The organism is Desulfovibrio mangrovi (assembly GCF_026230175.1).
Lineage (GTDB): Bacteria > Desulfobacterota > Desulfovibrionia > Desulfovibrionales > Desulfovibrionaceae > Halodesulfovibrio > Halodesulfovibrio mangrovi.
In genome coordinates this window covers 2,271,576-2,287,916 of sequence record NZ_CP104208.1, presented here as the reverse complement: position 1 = coordinate 2,287,916, position 16,341 = coordinate 2,271,576, and the positions used below count along the sequence as shown (strand labels likewise).

11 protein-coding genes are annotated in these 16,341 nt (G+C 54.9%); 5 read left to right on the top strand and 6 right to left on the bottom strand.

The features are described from left to right. Positions 1–33: 33 nt before the first annotated feature. Both N1030_RS10505 and N1030_RS10500 read right to left on the bottom strand, forming a co-directional pair. Entirely contained in the window at positions 34–2,370 is a 2,337-nt protein-coding gene (locus tag N1030_RS10505; RefSeq protein ID WP_265825434.1) for a PAS domain S-box protein, read from the bottom strand. A 51-nt stretch (positions 2,371–2,421) separates the two neighbouring features. Further along, a complete protein-coding gene (locus N1030_RS10500) occupies positions 2,422–3,537 on the bottom strand; it encodes an ABC transporter substrate-binding protein (RefSeq protein ID WP_265825433.1) in 1,116 nt (371 codons plus the stop codon). Positions 3,538–4,038: 501 nt separating this feature from the next. Between N1030_RS10500 and N1030_RS10495 the strand changes: the two genes are divergently transcribed. Both N1030_RS10495 and N1030_RS10490 read left to right on the top strand, forming a co-directional pair. Further along, complete coding sequence (locus N1030_RS10495; RefSeq protein WP_265825432.1) at positions 4,039–5,469, top strand: response regulator; 1,431 nt, start codon at positions 4,039–4,041, stop codon at positions 5,467–5,469. 198 nt (positions 5,470–5,667) lie between these two features. Continuing rightward, positions 5,668–6,255, top strand: a complete 588-nt coding sequence (locus N1030_RS10490; RefSeq protein ID WP_265825431.1) for a GNAT family N-acetyltransferase — start codon at positions 5,668–5,670, stop codon at positions 6,253–6,255. A gap of 98 nt (positions 6,256–6,353) precedes the next feature. On the opposite strand, the gene N1030_RS10485 is transcribed toward N1030_RS10490, so the two are convergent. Continuing rightward, on the bottom strand, positions 6,354–7,529 hold the full coding sequence (locus tag N1030_RS10485; protein ID WP_265825430.1) for a YibE/F family protein: 1,176 nt from the start codon (positions 7,527–7,529) through the stop codon (positions 6,354–6,356). A gap of 53 nt (positions 7,530–7,582) precedes the next feature. Continuing rightward, positions 7,583–9,175: an alkaline phosphatase gene (locus N1030_RS10480; protein ID WP_265825429.1), complete on the bottom strand. Its 1,593-nt coding sequence runs from the start codon at positions 9,173–9,175 to the stop codon at positions 7,583–7,585. Between the two features lie 648 nt (positions 9,176–9,823). Here N1030_RS10480 and N1030_RS10475 point away from each other — a divergent pair. Genes N1030_RS10475 through N1030_RS10465 form a run of 3 tightly spaced genes read left to right on the top strand, consistent with a single transcriptional unit; the run spans position 9,824 to position 13,949 of the window. Further along, a complete protein-coding gene (locus tag N1030_RS10475; RefSeq protein WP_265825428.1) occupies positions 9,824–11,530 on the top strand; it encodes a TolB family protein in 1,707 nt (568 codons plus the stop codon). 48 nt (positions 11,531–11,578) lie between these two features. Then, entirely contained in the window at positions 11,579–12,667 is a 1,089-nt protein-coding gene (locus tag N1030_RS10470) for a hypothetical protein (RefSeq protein WP_265825427.1), read from the top strand. Between the two features lie 19 nt (positions 12,668–12,686). Then, positions 12,687–13,949, top strand: a complete 1,263-nt coding sequence (locus tag N1030_RS10465) for a peptidoglycan-binding domain-containing protein (protein ID WP_265825426.1) — start codon at positions 12,687–12,689, stop codon at positions 13,947–13,949. A gap of 319 nt (positions 13,950–14,268) precedes the next feature. On the opposite strand, the gene N1030_RS10460 is transcribed toward N1030_RS10465, so the two are convergent. Next, positions 14,269–14,685, bottom strand: a complete 417-nt coding sequence (locus N1030_RS10460; RefSeq protein ID WP_265825425.1) for a PaaI family thioesterase — start codon at positions 14,683–14,685, stop codon at positions 14,269–14,271. A 194-nt stretch (positions 14,686–14,879) separates the two neighbouring features. Next, the gene (locus tag N1030_RS10455; protein ID WP_265825424.1) at positions 14,880–16,274 is read right to left on the bottom strand and encodes a GGDEF domain-containing protein; all 1,395 of its coding nucleotides are present in this window, start codon (positions 16,272–16,274) and stop codon (positions 14,880–14,882) included. Positions 16,275–16,341 lie beyond the last annotated feature (67 nt).

Genomic DNA, 16,341 nt, shown 5'->3' with positions numbered 1-16,341 from the left:
CAGGCGGCGTATTGTGTTTCCGGCTCGGCAGCATCACACCATCAAGTCATTCAGGGTGCGCTGGAGTTGATGCCTGAGGGGTAGGCGGACATGGAAGGTGGTGCCCTGTCCGGGGGTGGAGTCCACACTCAGCGTACCGCCATGGTTGATGGTCACGATCTGGAAGGAGACGGAAAGGCCGAGTCCCGTTCCCTCTCCGGGCTGCTTGGTGGTGAAGAAGGGGTCGAACACGCGGCGTGCGGTCTCTGCATCCATCCCCGGACCGTTGTCGGTGATGTCTATGGCGCACTGAATATCGTCATGGCACAGCGATACCGTGATGATTCCCTTTTCCGGCCTGTCCGGCTGGCGGGCAATGGCCTGCGCCGCGTTGCGGATAATGTTGAACAGCACCTGCACCACTTCCGTTGCCGCACATTCCACCTTGGGGAATTCTTCCGGAGGATAGTTGCGAACGATTGCAATATTCCTGAAGTCGTAGTTGCGCCTCAGGTCATAATCGGATTCCGTAAGGCCGATGGCTCGTTCCACCAGTTCTATCATATTGCATGTTGCATACACCCCCTCGCTCTTGCGGCTGAAGGTAAGCAGGCTGGCAACGATGTCCGCTGCACGCTGGCCGGATTCCTGAATGCCGGCCATGAGCATGTCGATTCGTCGTTCCCGCATGTAATTCTGTACGGCCTCAAGGTCACAGCCTGTAGCTTCTGCTGCTTTGCGGTTGGCGGGCAAGCTGGGCTGGAAGCGTCGTTTTATATTCTGCACGCCCTGCAGAATACCGCCAAGCGGATTGTTGATCTCATGCGCCATGCCCGCGGCAAGTCCGCCGACGGAGATCATCTTTTCGTTTTGGATCATTATGTCCTGCACCTGTTTGCGTTCGGAAATGTCGCGTATGAAGGCAATCGCATGTATTTCGTTAAGCAGGTTCATGGCGGCCAAAGAGACCTCCGCGTAGAACAGGGTGCCGTCGAATCGGCGGTGCAGCCATTCAAACGTCTGTGGTCCGTTTCGCTGTAGTTGTTCCAGAATGGTTAGCACCTTCTGCGGGGTGGGCGTCCCATCCGGTTGATGTGCAGGCGAGATGTCCTCGGGGGGCCTGTTGAGCAACATGTCCCGAGTGCAGCGGAAGAACTCCAGCGCCTTGGGGTTGCAGTCTGTTATCAGCGTATCCTTGATTATGAAAATGGCTTCCGGCGAGGCCTCAAAGAGAAGCCGGTGTTTTTCTTCGTTGTATCGTCGGCGGGTGATGTCGGTATGGGTGCCGCAGACCATGACCGCATTGCCCTCTTCATCGCGTTCTATGACGCTGCCGCGGGAAAGTATCCAGCGCCAGTTTCCGTCCTTGGCCCTCATGCGGAACTCTGCATGGTAGGATTTTGCGTTATGTGTCTGCAAGGAGCTCGCCATGCGTTGTTCTGTCATGGGGAAATCATCCGGATGACACAGATCCTTGAATGTTTCGTAGGTCATGGGCAGTTCCTGGTCTTCATATCCCAGCATTTCATAGTAGCGGGGACTGAAATAGGTCTCGCCCGTTTTGAAGGACCATTCCCATATGGCATCCGAGGTGGCTGAAAACACTCTGGAAAGTCGTTCTTCACTCCGGGCGAGGGCCTCCTTGCTCCGGTCGAGTTCCAGATATGAGTTGTTCAGGCGTGCAATGAGATCCTGAAACGAGGCTGCCAGCACGTCGATTTCGCGGCTTGCCCCCAAGCTGGGAATGGAGACGGAGAGTGTTGAGGCATCCATTTCCCGCATGGCGGCATCAAGTTGCTTCAGGGGAGTGACTACGGAATGGCGTAATCTTCTGATCAGCAGAAGCTGCATGCAGGCCAGCGTGATGAGCAGCAGGCAGAAGAAAAAGGCGAAAAAGCCGATGGCCTGACGCTTTAACTGGCTGAGGTCGAAGGATAGTGTGATCCAGCCAAGGGTTTCGCCGATGGCTGTTATGGGGCGGCGGAATTGCAGCGTGTTGAAGTTGTGGGTGAAGGTATAGGGCAGAGAGGTGTCGAGCAGGGAAACATCAAGTTTTTCGAGATGGCCCGGCGTCATGGTCGTTGAGCCGTTTGTCGCGTGGACAAGGGGGGTTCCCTGCGCATCATACAGAGTGACCTCCAGCACGTCCTGCACCATGCTGATTTCACCTATGCGCAGGGTTAAGGCCGGTGTCCTTCTCTCGAACAGCTCATTGGCAAGGGCATTCTGCTCGCGGGCGATTATCGTGTCCAGATGACGGCATACGGTATCAATGTTGTCGTCTTTCCATTGTACCTGCATGAAACCGCCAAGCGCGATGAAAAGCAAAGCGATGACCATGAATGTGGTCAGCACATCTCTATGCAGGTGATTGGTAATGCTCTTGCTCACGCTGGATACTCCGCGGTCAGACAACTCGGGAAAGGAATGATACCGCTGCAGCTAGGGGGAGGTGACTGCTTTGACAAATTCTGCGCCTCTGTTGGTGATCTGGAGAATTATGACGGATTTCAAAGGGTCTCTGGAGGTCCTGAACGAAATGGTTCCGGTAACTCCCTCATAGTTTTCAATGGTCTCCAGCGCGTCCCTGATTTTTGCTGGTTCAGTGCTTTTCGCCCTGCGGATGGCTTCGGCGATCAGGCCCACCGCGTCAAAAGTGTTGGGTATGCCTGCATCTATGGTGGCAGGGGCTTCTTCTCCCAGTTCCTGTTTCAGCAACGCGATGAAATGACGGTTGCTCGGCGTATCCATGTCCCTGTGCCAGTGGGATGAATAGTAGTTATCGCCGTCTGCGGGATTGAGATAGGGGTAACGCTCCAGCGGCGACCAGCCGTCACCGCCGAGAAAGGGCACGGCAATTCCTGATTTGCGTGACTGCTTCAGCAGCAGGCCGGAGTCTCTGGTGAAGCCTGCCGCGAAAACGATGTCCGGCTTGTTTGCAAGAATGGCGTTAACCTGCGGGGTGAAGTCCATGGCATCCTGCAGATAGCGGGACTGCACGGTCAGGGTGCCGCCCAGTTCAGTGAATTTGCTGATGAAGGCTGCACTGAACCCTTCGCTGTATACGTCGCCGGCTATGGTCATAACCGCAGCCCGGGTGGCGTTCAGGTCCTGACGGGCAAAGGTGGCAAGCGCTTTTGCCTGCTGCTTGTCCGTGTAGCAGGTCCGGAAGATGAAATCGCCCACCTGCGTTACCTCGGCTGCGGTTGTAGTCGTTCCGATCATGGGGATTCCGGCCTTCTGGAGCTCTTTTGCCATGGGAATGCCCTGAGAACTCCACGACGGGCCTACAACTGCCACGACCTCGGCATCAATGGCACCAAGAGCGGCCTGTCTGGCTCCGAGAGGTGTGCTCATGGTATCGAACTCGATTATTTTGAGAGGTCTTCCCAATACTCCGCCAGCGGCGTTGATGGCCTTTGCTGCAAGCTGGGTAATGCGGAAATTGGGCGAGTTCTCCATGGCGCCGGTTCCGGTTTTTGCAAAGCAGGCGCCTATGAGGATTGGGGCGGGTGCTGATGACCGGGCAGGAAGGGCGGTAAACAGAAGTAATGACATGAGGAGAAGGGCAGACAGCCGTAACAAGGCAATCCCATTGACGCTAAGGTTGCACCTGGTCGGGCGTTTCATATGGCTGTGCCGTTCCATCGATTTCTCCTGCCGTCTGTTAATGTACGGAGTGAATTGCGGGCAAAATGGAGATTATACCTATTTTTTCATAACGTAAGACGGCAAGCCCTGTAAAGTGGCCTGCGGCGACGGGAAGTTGATATAGTTTGGTAGTTCTTGATGCACCTTTTGCCTCTGTTGGCGGCTTTTGGATGGTGTCAGGGAATGTAAAATCGTTTTGCTGGTGGGAGATGGCAGATTGCCATAGCCATGCCCTGTGGTGAAACTGAGAACGCATTGCGGGTTGTCCGAATATTGTTCCGTACTTCGGATAGTTATGTATTGGGAAGAAAGAACTCCTTCGTAGGATGCAAGATATAATTACATGGCTGTCGTAATGCATTAGGCTATGCTGTGGAATGTGAGCTGTAAAAAAAGTGAGGTGTGGATATGCCTGCCGAGCAAGCCGAGCCTCGTATCCTGATTGCGGACGATAGTTTGTCGGCGCGGGATTTTTTGAAAAGCCAGCTGACTGCATTGCGTCCCCGGATATATGAAGCGGAGAATGGTGTTGACGCTTTGGAGATCGCCTGTTCCAAGTATCTTGACCTGATCATAACCGATGTCCAGATGCCCGGAATGGACGGACTATCTCTTTGCCGGAAGTTGAAGGATGACCCGACCACCCAGGGGGTTCCCATCATCATTCTCAGTAACCTGGAGTCTGATCAGGATATTACAAAGGGGTTTGATGTAGGGGCCGTTTGCTATCTGGCTAAGTCGGAATGCAAGAGCGAGTTGCTCCAGCGGGTTGAACGCACCCTTGAGAGGGCGGCGCTGCTTCGTGGCAAGGGGGTGCTTGTCGTGGATGACTCGAACAGCATTCGTTCCGTTGTGTGTAGAAGTCTGGCGCAGGCCGGTTTTCGTGTGGTCGAGGCGGAAAACGGACGGGAAGCGTTGTCCCGTCTCTCTTCGTTTCAGCCGGACCTTATTCTCTCGGACATAGCCATGCCGGTCATGGATGGACAGACTTTCTGCAAGGCCGTGCGGGCCATGGAACTGTACCAGAGCATCCCTTTTGTGGCCATGAGCAGCAGTTCGGACCGCAGAATGCTTCGCCAGATGTCGGAAAAAGGTGCAGATGCCTACCTCGTCAAGCCCTTCAATGTGGAAGAGGTGGTGCTGCTGGCTGAAAAACTCCTTTCGGACCACGGCATGATGCTGTTGCAGGAGCGGAGTCGGCTTACCCGGGAGCGGACCATGCTTCTCTCCGCCATTGCCAGTCTTATTCAGGCTCTTGAAGCGAGGGATGCCTATACCCGGGGCCATTCCGAATCAGTGGCTTCCATCTCTAAAAGTCTGGCAGAGCATATGGGGCTTCCTCCCGACAATGTGGAGAGAATCGTGCTGGCGGCACGGCTGCATGATATTGGCAAGATCGGCATAGCAGATTCGGTGCTCCTCAAGGAGGGCAAGCTCTCTGACGAGGAGTATGACAACATCAGGTCGCATCCCCTCAAGGGGGCGCAGATACTGAAGCCCATTCCTTCCATGCAGTCCATTCTGGACGCCGTCATGTACCATCATGAGCGTATGGACGGCAGCGGGTATCCGTTGGGGCTCAAAGGATCATCCATTCCCCTGGATGCACGCATTGTTGCAGTGGCAGATGTGTATGATGCCCTGACCAGCAACCGCCCGTACCGAAGGGCCATGAGTTACGAAGAGGCATCCGTTGTTATCAAGGAGATGCGGGGCGGGCATCTTTGTCCGGACTGTGTCGATGCCTTCATGACTATGATGAAGGATTCCGATGTGGGCGGCTCCAATGGCCAGAAGCGCCAGCGCAACGGCAAGCGTCAGGTCCAGAATGCGCAGTAGGGAAAGTTGCTCCCTGCATCGCCAGAGAGAAAATGTATCGCCTCCGGTCTCGGCCGGAGGCGTTCTTTTGTATGCCGCAGCATGTTGTCCGGCCTGTTGACAGGTGACGCTGTAGCGGTCTATCGGCTTCAATCCGGCGGTGCATGTGCATCGCAGTACTGAGGATTTCATAGAGATGCTACAGGAAAGTCGAACGTTATGATTACCAGAACGCAATTCTTGAAAGGGGCTGAATTACTGCCTCATCTGGATTCCATCGCTAATCTGAGAATACGCATATTCAGAGAGTATCCCTATCTGTACAGCGGGGAAGAACGGTACGAGCTTGAATACCTGAAGGTGTATGCCGAGTCGGCAAACGCCTTTGCCATATTGGCCTGGCATGGGGAACATGTTGCCGGTGCTGTGACCGGTATCCCGTTGCAGGATGAGATGGAGGATTTCAGGGCCTGTTTTGCCGGCACTGAATACTCTCTGAACGAAGTGTACTATGTCGGTGAGCTGCTGTTTCATCCTGAATTCCGCAGCGGCGGGCACGGAACAGCCCTGTTGGAACTGGCGGAGCAGCATGTGCGCACCATGCCGCAGTTCAGGTATCTCACCTGCGCCACCGTTGTTCGTCCTCCTGACCACCCCTTGCAGCCGGAAGGCTATGTTCCCATAGATCGCTTTCTGCTCCGTAATGCCTTTTTGCGCATGGAAGGAGTGACCGCCAATCTGGCGTGGCCGGAGCTGGACGGAGTAAGCGTCGACCATGTGATGCAATTCTGGATCAAGGCGCTTTAACCATAACGACAGGGGGGGCGGACGGTGACGAACTTTTCCGTCCTTTTTTCCTGCCCGCCGTTTCTGTCCGTGGGGCGGTTCTTGCCGTCTTGCGGCGTCTAACGATTTTCCGTCTGGTACACAGCGTCGGCTGTGGCGGCAGGCTGTCTGGCTTTGCCGAATTCGTACGTCAGCAGGGCGCCTGCAATGATTGCGGTGGCAGGGGCGACGATGAGAAGTCCGATGCTGCCGATGAGCACCCTGAAGATTTCAGCCGCAACCAGCTTCATGTTCAGAATGCGGGCTATGCTGGTTTCCTGCGCCACAAAGACCATCAGCATGGTCAGATAGCCGCCGGAATAGGCCAGCAACAGCGTGGTGGACATGGTTCCGATGACCATGCGCCCGATATTGAAGCCGGACTCCACCAATTCCTTCATGCCGATATCCGGCCGTTTCATTTTTATCTCGTGCATGGAGGCGCTGACGTCCATGGCGATATCCATTGCCGCACCCGAGGCACCCAGCAGGACAGCCGCATAAAAGATGTGCTGGAAATTGAGCCCGTATGCCCCTTGCACAAGCAGGGTGGTGGAAAAGGGGGTGGTCATGCCCAGCAGATTGAACTTGTCGCCGAAGAAGAGCGTCAGCAGCAGGGTCACGGCCATGCCGCATACCGTGCCCAGAAAAGCGGCTATTCCCTGCCGTGTCACCCCTGCAACGGTAATGATGATTACCAGTGAGAGCAGCACCAGTACCGCAAGGCTGAGAGGGAGCGGATCTGCGCCCTTGAGCAGGTTGGGGATGTAGAAATACCAGAGCACTCCCAGTGAGGCGACGAACGAGACAAGGGCCTTGAGGCCGATCAGACGGGCGTAAACGATCAGGGCCAGCGCAAACACGGCAAAGAGCGCCAGTTCCCAGTTCTGTCGGAAGGAGTTTATGGCGCGGGCGTCTGTAATGCTGTCGTCCTGAATGTGCACGGCAAGCAGAATGCGGTCGCCCGGTGCATAGATCTCGTCCATGTCCAGCTGCCCGTTGAGGTGGTTGAGCGCTTTCGTCTCGGTTCCCTTCCACATGCCGCCGTCAATGATGACGCGCAGGTGCTGCGGGCCCACGGCTCCCGCTCCGGCTTGCAGCACTTCGCTGTTGTCTGCGGCGAGGACCGTTGCGGTCACCTCCTGCACGTTCTCTCCATCCGAATCGGACAGGGATGATTGTCCGACCCAAAAAAGGCCGGCAATCAGGGCCACAGCAAGCGTAAGCTCAACGAGCAGTTTCTTCAGGTCGGGCATGGGCATTCCGGATAATGGGGGAGAGCGGTGACCCGCCCTCCCCAAGGTTGTGGCTAGTTCTTGCCGAGAACGTTCTGGGTTTCTCCGAAGGGGATCTCAGAGTACTTCTTGGCCGGACCGGTGGTCTCGCCCAGCAGGGCTGCGGAAGGAGTACGTTCCATCGGGGACAGCTTGGCACCCATGATCTTGGCCATGATTCTGGGCACGTCGGTGTTGTCCTTGAAACCTGCAAACTGCTCGGCGCCAAAGCCCTCTGCGGACAGGGTGATCACAGAGGCCGTGTGCACGTAGGAAGTCCAGCTGATGCGGGCGCGCTCGGAAACCACGTGGGCTACGGCGATCATAGTGGGGGTGTAGGCATAACCGTAGGTGGTCTGCTGTTCTTCAGGCAGCCCCTGGTTCTTGTCTTCCACAGCCATGGCGGATTCGATGATCTTCTGCTCGCGGGCATTCAGGTCGTTCAGACCGAAGTTTTCTGCAATGTAATCGTAGTAGGCCTTCTGGCGTGCGGCGACATCGGGGATGTCCTTGACCATCTGGGGGTAGACGTACATCAGCACGTCTTCGGCAGATACCTTGACCTTGAACAGTTCGTTAAGCTTGAGGAAGTAACCCTTGGAATCAAGGCTGATACCCATGGCCATGCCGCCGGTTTCGTGGTCGGCGGCAACCACGATCAGGGTTTCCTTGGGGTGCTTCTTGTAGAATTCGTAGGCCTTGGCGATGGCGTTATCAAAGGCAAGCGTGTCCCAGATGGTGCCTGCTGCGTCGTTACAGTGAGCGGCGTAGTCGATGCGGCCGCCTTCCACCATCATGAAGAAGGGCTTTTCCTGTGCGGCAAGCACTTCAATGCCCTTGGCGGTCAGTTCGGCGAGGGAGGGCATGGCGTTTTCGGCTTCACCGCTGTTGCGGCGGTCGATTTCCATGTCCATGGCGCTGGAGGAAACGGGAGCCAGTACCTTGTCGCCCTTCTTGGGCTTGTAGGCGCGGAAGGCGTCGCGGTTCTTGTCGCCGATGAAGGTGGTGTATCCCTTGGCCTTGAACTCGGCTACCAGATCGCGGTCGTCCTTACGCTTGGACTTGAGGCCTTCAGCGTTGTTCTTGGCCACAAAGTTGCGGTAGCCGCCGCCTGCCAGATAGTCGAAGCCGGAGTTCAACTGGTCGATGGCGATTTCATTTTCATTGCTGCGATGCACGTTGTGTGCGGAGAAAGCTGCAGGAGTGGCGTGGGTGATGCGGGTGGTGGTGGCAATGCCGACTGCGTAACCGGCATCGCGGGCGGCTTCGGCAATGGTCTTCACATCGGTGCCGTCAGGCAGCTTGGAAACCATGTCGTTGGTGGTCTTGAAACCGGTGGCGAGAGCGGTGCCGCCTGCTGCAGAGTCCGTGATCAGGGTGTTGGCGGAATGGGTGGTTACCAGTGCCGAGATGGGAAAGCTGTTCATGATCAGACGGGCTTCAGGATTGCCGGTTTCGATCTTGTGGAAATACTGCGCAGCCTGTCGCTGCACGGGACCCATGCCGTCGCCGATGAAGTAGAACACATACTTGGGAGCTGCCGCAAAGGCTGCGGTGGCCATCAGCAACAAGGATGCTGACAGCAGCAGGGTGCCGATTCTGTTGAGACTGCGTTTGGTGACTTTCATGTATCGTCCTTTGTTGTATGAGTTTGGCACAATGCCATTGAATTCGGCTGGTCCCTGTTGCAAGGGCTGCAAGCATGGTTGGCGCAGTGTTTTGTGATGTGTTGCTCTAAAATGTGCGCGCATGACGCTTGTGTCTGTTGTTGCTTACACCAAGGCTGAGTGTGGCGTTTCCCTTAAGGGCAAGGTCAAGGGGGAGATCGTGAAGTTCTTTCAGCAGGATGCAATCGGGTGGACAGCGTGGATGAAAGGGGCTGGAGCGGGCTTGCTTACAGGAAAACTCCCAGACAAGAGGAGGTGATTGTATGATGGTCCGTCGTAGCAACGTGTATTCGGGGTATTACACAAGAGGCTTTTTCTCATTTCCCTAAAGGGGAATGTTGAGGGTGTTGTTTGTGTGTATAATCAGCTGATTATACTGTTCGTGGGGGGGCTGGAGCAGGCAAAAGAAAGGAAGCCTTGCTTGAACAAGATATGGTTGGCTGAAAACAGCTACGTTGCTGCAGGGTGAGTGCTTTACTATTATGCTGAGTGGTTGTACTCCTGTATGGGGTTATGCATCCAGATGGTTGATGTTTGTACGTCGTAGTGTGTCTTGCGCTTTCAGGAGGGGGTCTCCTTACGTCTAGTTGGACAGAATGGGAGGGGTTGGTGCGTATTTCAACGTTCTTGATTCTTGTTATGTTGTCGGGTGTTGTAATTTTGTTGTCTGCAGTTTCTCCAGTTTGCGCGGAAACAGGCGGGATTTGGGCCTATCAGGGAGCCTACTCTGAGTTTTCTGCATCAGAAGCAAAGTCTTTTGCAGAATCCATTCATCGCTCAGAGGAACCGGAAGAAGTGCCGGAACAAGCTTCCGGTGCTGAAAACAATGCCGGAGGGCGAATCAGACTGCTTGAACCTTTGCAGGGGACAGTATTTCCGAAGGATCTTGCGTCGCCTCTGTTCTGGTGGAGTGTGGCCAGTGATAAGCCCAACGCATGGCTGCTTACGGTTTCTGTGGGGGACTCCCCTGTTCTGAGTCTGGTGACTTCGAATGAACGGTGGATACCGGAGTCCCATCATTGGAGTATGATCAGGGAACAGGCGCAGGCAGTTTCCGGAGGTTCTTTCAGTGTGGCATTGTCAGCTGTCGGCGGGTGGGACGGAAGGACCATTGAACAAGAGGTCTCTGCCCGTTTTTCGTTCAGCGAAGATCCTGTAGGGGCGAGTGTCTTTTTTTTGCGCAAACCCGTTCCTTTTGCCGTAGGTCAGGCACATCCTGAAAATACGCAATGGTTGCTTGCGGATGTTGCCAGCGCAGGAAGTGCGGCCAAGGTGATGGATGGTCTTCCTATCTGCGGAAATTGCCATGCCTTTTCACCGGGGGGACAGTTACTTGGGATGGACGTGGATGTGGACGGGGACAAGGGGGGCTATCTCCTTGTGAAAACGTCCAAGGATGTGGTGGTGGGCAAGGGGGACGTCATTTCATGGAACAACCGTCCCACGCCTCCTCCCGCGCAATATAGTTTCGGATTGTTCACCGCACTATCATACGACGGCAGGTTCGCCGCTTCGACCATCGGAGAGAGCTCGCTTTTTGTGAGCCTTGAAGACAAGGCGTTTTCTCAGCTGTTTTTTCCGGTGACCGGTCGCATAGGCGTTTACGATACTGCCGCAAAGAAGCACTTCGATCTTAGCGGGGCAAACGACGACCGCGTCGTGCAGACAGCTCCGGCATTCAGTCCGGATGGCCGGACCCTCGCCTTTTCGCGTGCGCCCGTCGATGATGCCCTGCTTCAGGCCGTATTGAGTGGACAGGTCAAGGGGGAGCCTTCTTCTTCCAGCATACATGCCTTGAATAAAAAGTATCCGATTCAATTCGATATATGGACGGTGCCGTTCAATCAAGGGAAGGGTGGGGTTCCTGAGCCGTTGAAGGGGGCTTCGGGCAATGGCAAGAGCAATTATTTCGCCCGCTATTCGCCCGACGGCAAATGGATCGTCTTTACGCAGAGTCCGACGGGCCTTGTGTTGCAACCACGCAGCCGCCTGATGATTGTACCTGCCGGGGGAGGTGAAGCCCGCCCTCTGGCAGGTAATGTCGACGGAATGAATTCATGGCACAGCTGGTCGCCAAACGGGCGCTGGCTGGTGTTTTCCGGGAAATCCCGTTCGCCGGAGACTGAGCTGTTCCTTACGCATGTCAGTGAGGAGGGCGTCGCAAGTCCGGCGATACGGTTGTTCAGATACAGCGCTGGGGGGCAGGCCGTCATGGTGCCGGAGTTCGTACCGGAGTCATGTTCGGGCTTGCAGACTGTTCGATTCGGTTTCCCCCTTGATGGGAGCAGACAGGTCAAGTCAGGTAATACAAGGTAAATTCGGGGGGGAGCCCCAAAACATTCCGTTTTCAGTTGAGGAGGGAGTATGCTGAAGCAAGGTGTTTTACGTGGGTTGAGTTGCTTGTTGGTGGTCTTGATGGTTCTGGCGCACAGCGGCCACGCGTTTGCCTATGGCGACGGAGGCGGCGGTGGTGGAGGTGGCGGTGCCGGTGGTGGTGCCGGAGGTGGAGGCGATGGCGGCGGAAGCGGCGGGAAGAAGTCGGAAGGCTTTGGTGCGCTTTCACAAGCTGATCTGGTCAGGGCCTATGGCACGCCTTTGCAGAAGGAAGATCTGGAGAGACGGATCGAAGAGGCTAAGAGGCGGGCAGAAGCGACCAGGCGCCGTGGGGAGCAACTGCGCAAGCAGCTGGATTTGATGCGGAAGCATATGTCTCAGATTGAAAAGGAGATTCAGGATGGCGACTCTTCCGTCGAGAAGGAAAATGACTACTTCAACATGTGGAAGAGAGTTATTAAGAAACAGCACGAAATTGATAAGAATCAGGGTGAGATAGCTATTGCTGATCGAAATGCAGAACGTGCGGAAGCGGGGAACGGTTCTCTGTCTGATTCCCGTGAAAAGCAGATTCGCGATTCCGTGAAAAAGCAGGCTGATGCGAATATAAAAAGAAATCAGCGACGCATGATTGATAAGCTGCTTGAGCGGGGCCAGGCGGCTATGGACGAGGCTGACGAACACGAGAAAAATCGAAAGCGCATGGAACTGGTCAAATGGGTTTCGATAGTGGGAACTTCTGCCATCGGGGGAGCCGGTGTTGCGACACTCACCACTGCGGAAGCCGCAAAGCTCATAGCCATAGGCGGTGTGTTGGATGCGACAGGCGCCGGGGTTGGTGCGGGGGCCGATGCCTACTCCAAGAACAAGTCCTGGAAGGAAGTCATTATAAGATCGCTTTCTGCAACAACCTTGCAGGCAATTGCCGGCAGGGTGTTGGGCAAGATTCCCAGCACGACCTCAGGGATAGCGGATTCTCTGGTGGAGTTCTCCAAGGCCTATGGAATGGATGCGCTGCAGAGCGCAATTTCGGATGCGGAAGCTCCTACTCATTCCGGGCCGCCTTCTTCCGCACCCAACTACAGTCCCTCCTCGATGAAGCCAGGGTATCATTTGTAAGCAAGCAGGGAGCAATGCCATGATTCGTATTACTGCAATTAGTCTTGTTCTGGTTATGTCGGTCGCGCTTTCTGCCTGCGTCTCTTCCAAGCAGCCCGCAGCCCCGGTTCCGGTTCAGTCGGCTGATAATGAAGCCTACTTGAAAGATGTGGAAGTGATGAAAGCAGAGAACCTTCCCGGCCATGTGAAGGTTGTTCTTGCCGCCTTGCTGGGGGCCATGAGGGGAGAACCGGCCCCCGCCAAGCCAGCCGTTGTGTTTAGTCCTGAAGGAACACATGACGTTCGCGATGCCTATGCGGACCTCAAGGGATACAGCGTTGCGCTGACCGAGATTGATCTGGTTGCCTCTGCTCCTCCGCTGGGCAAGAAGGTGAGTGTGGCCCTTCAGGGTGTCTTCACGTTTGTGAACGATATAGGACAAACCCGTTCGGACAGCTTTTTTGTGGACTATGTGTTTGCAAAGGGTAAGCCCATCGTGATTCAGGACTGCGTCACCTCTCCCGTGTTCACGGAGTATCCCAGCGTTACGGGGTTTTTCGTGAAGCGGAAGGCGCTTGCCGAAGCTGCCCCGACGTTGAATACGTTCAGGGATTTCTATCTGTTTGCCATGGGTAACAGCATATCGATGATGGCGACCGAGGAAGAGACCAGAAATCTTGAAAAGTATAACGCCCTGTCTTTCTTTGATAAGATGGGCGGCTCCGAACTGCTGCCCAAGTCAATGGAGGACGAGTACGCGTTTCTTGCATTCACCATGGACAGAGTGTCTCCGCACTCCTTCTTTTCGTTGCTCGTCAACCGCTCGACCAATAGTCAGGGCAACTCGGATATTGAACCTCATTACAAGTTCTTTGAAGAAGGGCATGTTGTCGGTATCGTGCAGGGGAAAGGCAAGCTCTTCGATGCGTTGCGTCCCTTCTACATTCACGCCATGTATGCAAAGGAATATGAAGGTGTCGGCTCTCAGACCCGGGTGGGCATGTTCTCCAACCAGAAGCTTTCAGCGGACATGCAACCTCTGTCGGTACCCCCGGACAGCGAGTGGGTTTCAGAAAAGCTGGAGCAGCGCAAGCCTGAGGTTGTTCGGTTGCTGAACCCTCGAGATATCGAGGATGCAAAGCTGATTCAGCAGGCTCTGGCTGCCAAGGGGTTCTACAAGGGGGCCATAGACGGTCTTTTCGGCAAGGGATCGCAGAAAGCCCTGCGCAACTACCGTAAGGCCGCCATGGGAAAGGATTCCTCCCAGTGGGATATGGAAGTGCAAACCGCTTTGTTCAAATAGTCCCGAAGGTGGCTGGGCCATTACTCCTGTGATGATGCGTTACGTATGATGCGGGAGTATGTGGCGGTGCCGCAGGCTGACCGGTAGTGGTGTTGCGCTGACCTTGTCCGGCGTGCATCCTTTCTTTGTCCCGCTACGGGACATTCGCGATATGACAAAGGGCCTGTTCACGATGTGTGAACAGGCCCTTTGTTTGTGTCAAACTCGCGAGCGGAGTGGTGCTTCCGGCTTTGTGCTTGGCACGGGGGCGTTTTGCCGACTGAGCCTCGGAATACGGGACGGATGCCGTATTGGAATCGGCACAATGGAAGAGATCCGTCTAGCCCCGTTTGATGTTGTATACGCCGCGTCCCTCGGCAACGTGCGTGTTCCGGTTTCCCGCTGACCAGACCACAACATGTGCGTTGCCTACCTTGTTCCCCAGCAGCCGTATTCTGGCCTCCGCATACAGATCAAGAGGTTTGGCGGGGCGCAGGTAGTCAACGCTCAGCGTAATAGTGGCGATGTGATCCTCCGGTTTGCAATGCGTCCACACGGCAAAACCGCCACAGATGTCCACAAGGCTGGAGATGACTCCCCCATGGATCATGGAACGGTTGGCGTGGCCGATGAGCTGATCCTTGTAGGGAATGTACAGGCGGACAGCATCTTCTCCCAAATGGTCCACCCGTACTCCGAGAAGAAGATGAAAGGGAAACTCGTTTTCGATAAAATTGTGGAGCGAAGCGTCATGCATGGCGGAATCCTGTGCTGAAGAGGGGGCTGTAATATGGCTGTGTTCTGTAACAGTAATTGAGCCTAGCCATGTCTGCGCTGATTGCAAGCGGAAAACGTTACTGGGCGTTCGCGGTGAAAGATGCGGCAGGGTGATGGCACCTGTCTGTTGCCCCCCAGCCTCTCGTACGCTCATTCAGTGGGTAGGTGGGGGTATCAGGCAGGGAGCGGGTCGGTACAAACAGGGGGAGCACATGTCGCCTCAACCCTGTTCCGGCCATGTTGCTTTGCGCGGTACAGTGCCTTGTCAGCCTGTTTGATAAACGCCTCTACAGACATGCCGCGGCTATACTGGGCAATGCCGAAGCTGAGGGTTACCGTGTGTCCTGCTGCAGTGGCTGGCTGGCTTGATTCGATGGTCCGGCGGAACCGTTCCGCAAGAACCATGGTCTGTTCAAGTGAGGTGTGGGGGGTGACGATGATGAATTCTTCGCCTCCCCAGCGTCCTGCGTTGTCCGTGTCGCGTTTGTTATCGCAAAGGAGCCTGGTGGTGTGGGTTATCACCGTGTCCCCGACATCATGGCCGTAGGAGTCGTTGATGTCCTTGAAGTGGTCAATGTCACACAGGATCAGGCAGAGCGGTATTTCGTATCTGTTGTATTGTCCTATTTCATATTTGATAATTTCTTCAATTTTTCTTCGGTTGTATAGGCCGGTTAAGTGGTCTTTTGTTGCCATCTCCTCCATCTGAACCAGTAATTTCGATTGGTCGGCGGCGAGTTGTTCGAATTCCGCAAACAGTCTGCTGCTTATCATGTGCTGTATGGAGTACATGAGCAATATGCTCAAAAGCATTGTGAGTATGTTGATAACGGCATCCGGAGAGTGCGTGCTGAAATAGTTGCTGATATCGTTTCCGCTGAACGCGTAATAGAATCTGAATATGTATAATGCCGTGAAGAGAATGAATGATATGCCCGGGAATATGCAGTGCGGGGCGAATTTTTTGTCAGAGGGAGCGAGGAGCGTATGCGCTATAAAGGCAAATACCGGTATGAGCATGCCGGAGAACAGCATGGTTCGTATTCGTATGTCAGGCATGACATAGGTGAAATAGCAATACGCGCTTAGAAAGACTGCCGTGTATATGAGGTGAGGCGCACGCGAAATATGGCGATGTGTGAATTTGCCTGCTCCGAGCGAGAACGCAATGACGCCGGAGAACATGAGCGCGTTTGCAAGGACGACGGAAAACAGCGGGGAGATGTGGGGGCGCAGCAGGGCGAGTGTCATACCTGCGGACTGGAAGATGAAGTTGGCCAGAAAGTATTTTACACCGTCAAAACGCTTTTGGCTGACCCTGACGGTAAGCACCATCAGGAAGGCGCATATGTAGTTGACGAGCACAAATATGACGAGGACTGTCCTCATGTCGAAGGCTGGCAATCTATTTCTCCTGAGCGTAACCGGTGAGTGTGTGTGAACAAGGTATAAATCGTCTCGGCTTTCATCAAGTATTGAATTGAGTACCTTCAAGATTGGAATGGATAAACGACGCGTTGAAGTTGAACAGCCCCGATGTCCGTTTTGGATGTCGGGGCTGTTTTGCATGGTGCGAGGGAGCGAGGTTGTATGCCTGTTTTATGGTGTGGTATATTCCAGAATTGAAGCCGGATTT

Bases quoted from the DNA above. Each gene is read 5' to 3' on its own strand.
- N1030_RS10455 (WP_265825424.1), bottom strand. From the start codon at position 16,274: ATGCAAAACAGCCCCGACATCCAAAACGGACATCGGGGCTGTTCAACT.
- N1030_RS10480 (WP_265825429.1), bottom strand. From the start codon at position 9,175: ATGAAAGTCACCAAACGCAGTCTCAACAGAATCGGCACCCTGCTGCTG.
- N1030_RS10500 (WP_265825433.1), bottom strand. From the start codon at position 3,537: ATGTCATTACTTCTGTTTACCGCCCTTCCTGCCCGGTCATCAGCACCC.
- N1030_RS10485 (WP_265825430.1), bottom strand. From the start codon at position 7,529: ATGCCCGACCTGAAGAAACTGCTCGTTGAGCTTACGCTTGCTGTGGCC.
- N1030_RS10490 (WP_265825431.1), top strand. From the start codon at position 5,668: ATGATTACCAGAACGCAATTCTTGAAAGGGGCTGAATTACTGCCTCAT.
- N1030_RS10470 (WP_265825427.1), top strand. From the start codon at position 11,579: ATGCTGAAGCAAGGTGTTTTACGTGGGTTGAGTTGCTTGTTGGTGGTC.
- N1030_RS10465 (WP_265825426.1), top strand. From the start codon at position 12,687: ATGATTCGTATTACTGCAATTAGTCTTGTTCTGGTTATGTCGGTCGCG.
- N1030_RS10495 (WP_265825432.1), top strand. From the start codon at position 4,039: ATGCCTGCCGAGCAAGCCGAGCCTCGTATCCTGATTGCGGACGATAGT.
- N1030_RS10460 (WP_265825425.1), bottom strand. From the start codon at position 14,685: ATGCATGACGCTTCGCTCCACAATTTTATCGAAAACGAGTTTCCCTTT.